Annotated in this window: 5 protein-coding genes and 1 pseudogene; 4 read left to right on the top strand and 2 right to left on the bottom strand. The window is 53.8% G+C overall.

All coding sequences use genetic code 11. From position 1 onward, the window contains the following. A pseudogene (locus ACEQWH_RS04585) lies at positions 1-214 on the bottom strand (chromosome partitioning protein ParB); the annotation flags it as partial. A 1-nt stretch (position 215) separates the two neighbouring features. Then, positions 216-1592 (bottom strand): AAA family ATPase, encoded by a 1377-nt coding sequence (locus tag ACEQWH_RS04580; RefSeq protein WP_370228539.1) that lies wholly within the window; start codon positions 1590-1592, stop codon positions 216-218. A 568-nt stretch (positions 1593-2160) separates the two neighbouring features. Between ACEQWH_RS04580 and ACEQWH_RS04575 the strand changes: the two genes are divergently transcribed. The 4 genes from ACEQWH_RS04575 (at position 2161) to ACEQWH_RS04560 (ending at position 8747) form a co-directional block, all read left to right on the top strand. Beyond that, a complete protein-coding gene (locus tag ACEQWH_RS04575; RefSeq protein WP_370228538.1) occupies positions 2161-3423 on the top strand; it encodes a RepB family plasmid replication initiator protein in 1263 nt (420 codons plus the stop codon). A gap of 371 nt (positions 3424-3794) precedes the next feature. Next, a complete protein-coding gene (locus ACEQWH_RS04570) occupies positions 3795-4736 on the top strand; it encodes a PleD family two-component system response regulator (protein WP_370228537.1) in 942 nt (313 codons plus the stop codon). Positions 4737-4963: 227 nt separating this feature from the next. Beyond that, on the top strand, positions 4964-5323 hold the full coding sequence (locus ACEQWH_RS04565; RefSeq protein WP_370228536.1) for an Hpt domain-containing protein: 360 nt from the start codon (positions 4964-4966) through the stop codon (positions 5321-5323). After that, a complete protein-coding gene (locus ACEQWH_RS04560; protein WP_370228535.1) occupies positions 5310-8747 on the top strand; it encodes a PhnD/SsuA/transferrin family substrate-binding protein in 3438 nt (1145 codons plus the stop codon). Before ACEQWH_RS04565 ends, ACEQWH_RS04560 begins: the two co-directional genes overlap by 14 nt. The last annotated feature ends 14 nt before the right edge of the window (positions 8748-8761 follow it).

Raw genomic sequence — 8761 nt, 5'->3', positions numbered from 1 at the left:
CCAATTCCCGCCATTTCGCTGCATCTGAAGAATCCTGCGCCATCGCCACACGATCACCGACACCGGATAACCCTGCCAACGTTGCTGACTCCGCAGCGACCTGGGCAATTGGCGGTGTGCCAGGCCCTGAAAGCGGAGGTTTCGCGGCGAAACTCTGATCGATCTTCTCAAGCTCACTCTGGTCCGGAGCCACCAAACGCCGACGCTTTGCCATATCAAGTCTCCTCACTGTTCAGATCGCGCCACCAGCTGCCGATCAAAAGCTCTTTGAACTCCGCATAGGTGCGGTCGAAAGCCTCGCGCCCGCGCACATAAGTCTCGCGATTGAAATCCCGATAATCCGCCTCATAAATGCCATTGACCTGCTCGCCCGCCTGCCCGACCAAGGCTGTAAAATCCTGCCGATAGGCATTCATAAAGTCCCCGAAATATGCCTGAATCACATTGGCCATATCTGTCTGCTGGCTAGCGTCAAACCGCGTCACGATCGCACGCACAACATCCCACTCAAACTTCAACTCCGGCAAACCTGCCGCCCGCGCCGCAGCATTCTCTCCATCTTCAATCGACGCGAACGTGCTGTAGAGCATGTCGAAAAATCGTCCCGTAGAATCAAATTCCAGAAACGAAGCCCCAAGCGGAACCAACAGAATATCTGCCGCAGCAAGACCATTGATGGTCAGATAACCAAGGGCAGGTGGCGTGTCCAAAAACACGATGTCATAGTTCTCAAGCACCTTCTCATTCTCGAGAAAGTTGGTCAGACCGTCCCACAAAGGCCAGCTGCGCAACCCCATCCGCCAGACCGGTATCTGAAATTCGGCCCAATAGAGGTTCAGTTGCGCGCCTATCAGATCAATATTCGGCCAGTGCGTTTTCTGAATAACGTCTTCAGAGGTCACACGCAGAGCTTCTTGTAGCGTTTCATCCAACGGAATCTCAGGCTGTCCACCTGCACGCCGGACCTCGTTCTCACCCTCAACAGCCTGCGCATAGTCCTTTGCAATCAACGGAAAAACTGTCGACCACTCATCAGGTACGGTTCCGCCAAGGATTGACGTCATAGACCCCTGCGAGTCCAAATCCACAACCAGAACCTTGTAACCATCCAGTGCCGCTGACATCGCAAGATGTGCTGCCGTACTGGTCTTGCCTACACCACCTTTGAAATTCGCAACGGCGACGACTTTCGCGGGCAATCCCTCTGGTCGATAGGGTAAATACTCTTTCGTGCTCACGCCCTCACTCGCGAAGTGTTTTCGCAGAGTAAGAACCTCTTCCAAAGTGAACCACTTTGAACCGCCATCGCCCTCGCCCTGAGGCAGATCAGGATGCCCTTTCAAAACCCGCCTCAGATGCGCGGGCGCCACCGGAATAAGATACTTGGTGATCTCCCAAATCGAGAACTTCCTTAGCCGCTTTGCCCCGTCTGGCGCATAGCCCCGACGGGCAAGATCTTCGCGACCCTTCGCACAGAATGCCGCAGCTTTCGCGAATCGCGCGGTATCAATAGGATCAGGCAACTTCTTTGCAGCGGCCTTGGGATCCAAATTCAAATAAGGTGGAACAACAGGTGTCGGGGCCTTGCTCAAGATCGTTTCCTCATAAAATGTGCGGCTAAAGTCGCGATATCAGGAAGAATAGCGCACATAGAAAACCAGAGCTACCATTTGTCGATTAAAACGAAGCACTTGCGCCAATTTATTCCCTGAAATCTGGCTCCAAACCAAAAAAATCCATCAATTGTGACATCAACAAAGAGTTTAATTGTTTAAGATATTTAGAATCTTTGGCTTATATATATATAACAATAACATAGGTTTAGATTCATTTGGGGACCTGAATTCAGGATGGTTGGTACCCATGGGCGGGATCATAAGACCCCATCTACAGTGCCTTAGGTACCCATTGACGGGATGAATGGAACCCGGCTCCAGTAGCCCTATTTATTGCGATTTTTGGGCGATGACCCCCCATATATGGCGCAGATTTGGCCCTCAGCGACTCACCTGCGACTCTCTCAGAGTCCGCGATTCGTTCTTGTGGAGTCCCGATTCGTCAAAGGGTACCCACTTACGGGATCTTGCAACGGAACCCAGCATTTTCTTGCGTCTGGGTACCTTTTGTGGCAAGCGACAACAAACAGGATTCTCGCGCAACATGGCCCAACATCCAAAATCTATCGACACGCTCACCGGTGCGTTGCGGCGGGAAACGGTCAAAAAAAACGTGGCCGCCATTCATATCAGCGGCAAGCTCAGCCTTCTGCAGCGCAAGCTGTCCAATGTTCTTTTGCTTAACGCATACGATGCGCTGACCTCGGCACAAAGCCATTCCATCGATGCGCGCACTTTGGCCATGATGGTTGGCTATAATTCAAACGACTTTGATACCCTGCGGGCCAGTTTGCGTGCCTTGGCTGAAACCGTCGCAGAATGGGACATGTTGGATGAGGATGGCAAACAAGAGTGGGGCGTCAGCTCGCTTCTGTCGTTCGCCAAACTAAAGAACGGTGTCTGCGAATATGCGTATTCTCCGGCACTGGCGCAAAAATTACATGACCCAAAGATCTATGCACTGATCAACGTCAATATCCAAAGGAACTTCAGCTCGGGCCACGGGCTGGCGCTTTATGAAAACTGCTATCGTTTTGTACGCACTGGCAGCACGGGGTGGTGGTCGTTGGATACGTTTCGCAAACTGATGGGCGTGGATGGGTCAAACTACTATGAAAGCTACAAACATCTGAACGCCAAGATCATCAAGCCCGCGGTTACAGAGGTGAACAAAAGCTCTGACATCGAGATTTCGCCAGAAGTGCGCAAAAAGGGCAGGGCGGTGACGGACATTCGCTTTCTGATCAAAGAGAACCCGCAGCTCGCGATGTTCCAGATCGATGACAGTGATGGTCTGCGAGATATGCCCGTCTATAAGGCGCTGAGGTCACAGGGTGTATCGGACCGGCTGGCCCGCCAATGGATCGCAGAACATGGTGCGGATTACGTTCAAGAGAAGCTGGCCTATGTCAAAGATCAGGACGGGGTGAAATCGCGGGTTGGCTATCTCACAGCGGCAATTCAAGGCGACTTTAAACCCGTCGACGCACCCGAGCCTCCGTCAGAGCAAGCGATAAAGCGCGCAGAAGAGCGGCGCGCGCAGGCTCAGGCAGATGAAGCGGAACAGGATCAGCGCCTGGCAGAGCGGGCTTTGAGGGGCCGGAAATTCGCGGTCATTGCCGATGTCGCCGGGGCCAGAAACCCAACCCAACGAGATGCGGACAAAAGGCTGTTCATGACCTCACTGGACAGCGATATCGCCCGCGAAGAGTTCCTGGCGCATGGGTGGAATTCAGCCTTCAACGCGTCCGCCATATTTGAATTTTGGGAAGATCTGTCGCCAGGTCTTTTCGACGATCTCGGCTGATTGGTTGCGAATCAGAAACAAAAGCCAGGGCACTGTCTCCGGATTCGCGACAATGGTGTTATGGCGCTTCACGCGAAAATGGGTAGAGAAAAACCGCGGCATTCGTAAACTTTAGATTGAAATCGACCTCTTGCCTTTTCTTACCGAGAGAACGTTCAAGTATCTGAAAATAAATCAAAAAGTCGGGGATTTGATCAAACTGTCTGGTTAATAACCGGTTAACGAAACCGGATTTATTTTCTCCAAATCCGCGAGCACGCCCCAATTGCGCCATATTTTCCTTTATAGAATGGTCGCAAACGACAGCAGTCCTACAGGCAAATTCCATTGCAGAAGCGACCGGGCCCGTGGGTGAGCGAACGGAGACGAATATGAAAATTCTGGCCGTCGATGATGACGAACTGATCCGCGAGATTCTGGGTGCCACTCTGGAAGCACATGGGTACACCGATGTGACCATGGCTGATTGCGGCGAAGATGCGCTTCGGAAAATTGCAGCGGCGCCACAGCCGTTTGACGGCTTCATGTTCGACATTCAGATGCCAGGCATGGACGGCACCGAGCTTTGTCAGCAAGTGCGCCAGATGGAGCAGTATAAAAACGCACCGGTGATCATGATCACGGCGATGAACAACAAAGAATACGTTGATCGCGCGTTCATGGCGGGCGCGACCGACTATGTTACCAAGCCTTTTGACACCACTGAATTGATGACCCGCATTCGTCTCGCGGATCGTCTTCAGCAGGAAGCACGCAAGGCAGCAACAGCGCAGGCGGCAGCGCCGGCCGCAGCCGCAGCACCCAAAGCCGCGTTCCGCGATCCCGTGACAATCAAAGATGTCCGCGGCGTCGTGAAGAGCGCAGCCTTGGACAACTATGTCATGCTGATGCTTGAGCAGAAGCAATTCGCAATGGCGGCCTTTGCACTGCAAATCCCAGAGCTTGAGTCTGTGCACGCGGGCTCCAGCACCGAAGAATTTACCTACGTCGTCACCGATATCGCCGAAGTGATTTCCGACTGCCTGGTCGGGGCGCAGGCCTTCCTGAGCTATCTAGGCGGTGGCACCTTTGTATGTGTCGGCGCGAAAGCAAAACTTCCTTCGGCAGATGCCATGCATGATGAGTTCGTCATGATGCTGAATGATCCGGATCTGGTCTATTGCGAAGAAGTGCAAACCGGCTTCACATCGATCATTGGCGACGCCGCGTCTCCGAAGTTGTTTGAGAAGCGTGGCGACCTGAGATTCCTCGATCGCGCGGTGGACAAATTGAAGGAAGCTGGTGGGGCAGGGCGCGCCGCCTTCGCAGCCTAAATCCACATTAGTTGATACTTTGACCACATATCGCGATAGGCTTGCGGTCTGTGGTCACCCGCCTCAATCCGCGAAAAAGTGACATAAATCGCTGTTTCTTTAACGGCCCTTTAAGAAAACAGGCCGTTTTTTTCACAGTTAGACGTCATTTCGTGATAAGAAAGACTCATAATAAATAATCAGCGCCAGAAGAGCGTTGAGGTAAAATGTTGGATGAGAGCAGTGCCATGATGCAAGGTACAGAGGTCGACAAGTCGGCCATCTTACAGGCCGGTTTGGCAAAAATTCGCGAACGCTTCATCAGCTCGATTGACGGGCGGATCGAAGAGTTTTGCACGCTCCTGGAACGTTTGGAAAATCCAGAGACAGAAGAATCTGCTTGCTTGGATATTCGGGCCGAAGCACACAAGCTTCACGGAATTTGCGGCAGTGTGGGGTTCCCCCGCATGGGCGCACTGGCAGCTCAGCTTGAGCAGCACATAGATTCCTTGATCGCGGGACCACGCCCCCTCAACACCGACTTTGTCGACGAGCTCCTCAACACGCTGATGGATGAGATGGAGCAAAGTTTGGATGGGGCCGCATAGAGCAACCGTGATCCCAAGGCTTGAAGCCTCAGGACACCGGCACTTTCTAATCATTCTGATATGCACAGCTTTCTGGCTGCTGACTGCGCCTTTGGCATTGGCGCAAAACCAGCAGCCTGTGTTCACGGGTCAATCTGATCTGGTTGAACGGCGTGTTTTGAATTTGGGTGTTTTGACAACCGAAGGCGTGACGCGCGCGATCGAAGCTTGGCGTCCGACAGTCGATTTGTTGAACCGCGAAGCCGACATCGTCGAAATTCCAGTGCGGTTTGTTCTAAAGCCGCACACGTTGCCGTCGATGCGGCGCGCCGTCGAGAACGGCGAACTAGACTTCATTCTCAGCAACCCGGCTTTCTTTGTATCGGCCGAAGTAGAATATGGCGCGCGTGCCGTGTTGTCCCGGGCGCGTATCTGGGATGATCGTACCTATGGCGAGATCGGTTCGGTTATTTTCACCAACCAAGACAGCCCCTATCGTGCGCTGTCGCAACTGCGCGGTCGCCGGGTGATGGCCGTTGGCCAGGATGACTTTTCCGGCTGGTGGCTTGCGGAACAAGAGTTCCGTCGTCGCAGGCTGGAACCTGATCGGACATTCAGCGAATTGATCTTTGCGGACGGCAACGAGCGCGAAGTGGTTTACGCAGTTCAGACCGGCCTAGTGGATGCCGGTGTTGTGCGTGCAGGTGTGCTGGAAGCGCTTGACCGACAGGGTGTTGTCGACATCGACGACTTTGCACCACTGGAGCCGATCCTGCATCAAGGCTATCCATTCATGTCGTCCACCGAGCTGTATCCTGAATGGCTTTTGGCGGCGCTTCCCAATGTGGACGAGACCATTTTGGCCCATGTCATCAATGTCTTGCTGAATGTAGAACCCGAGTCCCCGGAATCCCTCGCCGCGGCCGGCTCGGTCTGGCAGGCGCCACATAATTATCAGGCGGTGCATGACCTTTTGATTTCGCTGCGCGTGCGGCCTTATGAAAACTATCTGATGCAGGCTGCTGGCCGAATTTATCAGAACTACCGCTTCTTTATTCTGGCCTGTGTCGGCGCGATTCTTGCGTCGCTGGTCTTCTTGGTCCTCCAACTGCGTCGCAACATGATGCTGGTCGAAATCAACAAGAACGTTCTGAATTCTGAAATCAGATCTAAAGTATTCTATCGCAGCGCGGTCGAGGAACACACCGTGTTCTTGATGATGGATACGCGCGGCCGGATCACCCATGCCAACCCGAATTTCTGCGACACAACCGAGAGAGTTGCCGAGGAACTGGTGGGCACGCAGCTGATGGATATCCTGCCCGAACACGAGCAGATGACGCTGCAAAACGATGTTATGTCTTCGATGCGGGCAGGGCAGCCTTGGGATGGCCCGATGAAGGTCTATAAGGCTGACGGGTCAATTGCTTGGGCGCAATGTACCATTATTCCGGTGTCCGGTGCCGAGGAAGAATTGAGCGAGATCGCGGTCGTTGCGACGGACATGACCCAAACACGCAAGGGTATTTCCGAGGCAACCTTTAACGACTCGCTTGAACTGATCGAGGATCAGGTGATCGTCTTCCGTCCGGAAAACTATGACCTGCTGTATTGCAACAAAGCCGCCGAAGAGATGTTTGTCGGACGTCGCGCCAATATTGATACATGGCGGGAACGCAAAGTCTCGCATTTCATCACGGATGACGACATGCGCAGCCTACAGATGCGGTGTCAGGCGCTGCAAGAAGGTCCGCAGCGACGCATGACGTGGGAAGTCACGGCGAACAACGGCACCCCGTTCGAGATCAGCTTGGAATACGTCGAGCCCGAAAACGACGAGCCGCGCTTTATTTCGATGTATCGCGATATCACCGCACGCAAAGTGGCTGAGAAGGCAAAGAACGACTTTGTCGCCACAGTCAGCCACGAGCTGCGGACGCCTTTGACCTCTATGAAAGGGGCGCTTGGTCTGGCGCTGTCCGGCGCGATTGGCGAGATGCCAGAGCAGATGAACAAAATGGTCTCGATGGCCTCAAACAACTGCGACAAGCTGGTGACACTGATCAACGACATGCTCGACATCGAAAAGATGACCGAAGGCTCGATGGAGTTTGCATTAGAGCAGGTCGATATGGCGGAAGTCGTGGAAGAGGTGGTCGAAGCCAACAAAATCAAAGGCGAAAAACGCGCGGTTGCCGTGCGCTTTAACCTGCAAGAAGACGAAGACGGCATGTTCACCATGGGTGAGCGGACGCGTCTGGTTCAGATGTTGGAGAACGTCGTGGACAACGCGGTCAAGTTTTCCGACGATTCCAGCGAAGTCATCGTGTCTCTGCTTGTCCATCGCGGCCGCCTGCGGGTGTCTGTGCGTGACTTTGGCTGCGGTGTTCCGACGTCAGCGCGCGGCACCATCTTTGACAAGTTCACACAGGCCGATATGGGCGACACGCGGGCTGCGGGTGGCACGGGCCTTGGCCTTGCGGTCGCCAAGGCGATCACCGAAGGTCACAATGGCCGGATCTTCTTTGCCTCCGAAGAGGGCACCGGGTCTGAGTTCTTCGTGGATCTGCCGCGCTTGATTGGCGAAGAGGTTATTTCGCTTGAGGACGCAAACAAAGCCGCGCTTGAGGCCGAAGAACTGGCGCTCAGCGAACGGGGCGCGGGTGCCGAAGAGCGCGATGCGCTTAGCAGCGTCGCAATCAACTATGACTCAATGGAAGTTTCCCACTTCTCGCAAGTTGGTTTGAACGCAGCCCAGATCGAAGAAGAAGGCGAAGTCTTTGAAGGCCAAAGCAGCATTCAGAACCTGCTGGTTCAACTGCGCTCTGGCGGCTTTGACGTTGATATCGAGTCAGGCAGCGTGTCTGTCGCGCAAATTGTCAGCGGCAAAGGTGTTGTGGGTCAATCGACCGTGTTTAACTGGCTCAGTGATCAGGGACGCAACCTGATTTCAGGTCTGAGCGAACGCAATCAGCTGGCCAATATTCCGGTATCTGTCATTCAGGCGAAGGCTGTCGACGAAAACCTGACCGATGCTCTGATGCTCAACGGTGTGCGGGCAAACCTCTACACCAACTGGCTGTCGACACTGCCAGAGCTGAGCGACAAAGACGATCTGAAATTTGACTTGATGGCCGTGGCGACAAGCGATCTGCCGATTTTGGACGCAGAAGAAATCAACATGGCCTCTGTCAAAGACGTTCAACAAGCGTTGGCGCTGGTTGGCATGGAAAAATTCGATGCTGTCCTTCATTTTGACACATTGGGATTGGCAAACTGTATGACAGTGATTCCCGTTATTGGGGGCAGGTTGCCTGCGTCGGTTCCAGTGGTTCTTGTCGTTTCGCAAACCGAAGCGCCCGAATCCGAACGCGGTGTCGTATCGAAATTCACAAGGTCCAACCCATCCGGACGAGGCAAGGCGCGGCGGCGCTCACGCGGGTAAACCGTACCAGTAAA

The organism is Cognatishimia sp. (genome assembly GCF_964229375.1).
Taxonomy (GTDB): Bacteria; Pseudomonadota; Alphaproteobacteria; order Rhodobacterales; family Rhodobacteraceae; genus Cognatishimia.
This window is presented reverse-complemented; position numbering and strand designations above follow the sequence as displayed.

Bases quoted from the DNA above. Each gene is read 5' to 3' on its own strand.
- ACEQWH_RS04565 (WP_370228536.1), top strand. From the start codon at position 4,964: ATGATGCAAGGTACAGAGGTCGACAAGTCGGCCATCTTACAGGCCGGT.
- ACEQWH_RS04570 (WP_370228537.1), top strand. From the start codon at position 3,795: ATGAAAATTCTGGCCGTCGATGATGACGAACTGATCCGCGAGATTCTG.
- ACEQWH_RS04560 (WP_370228535.1), top strand. From the start codon at position 5,310: ATGGGGCCGCATAGAGCAACCGTGATCCCAAGGCTTGAAGCCTCAGGA.
- ACEQWH_RS04575 (WP_370228538.1), top strand. From the start codon at position 2,161: ATGGCCCAACATCCAAAATCTATCGACACGCTCACCGGTGCGTTGCGG.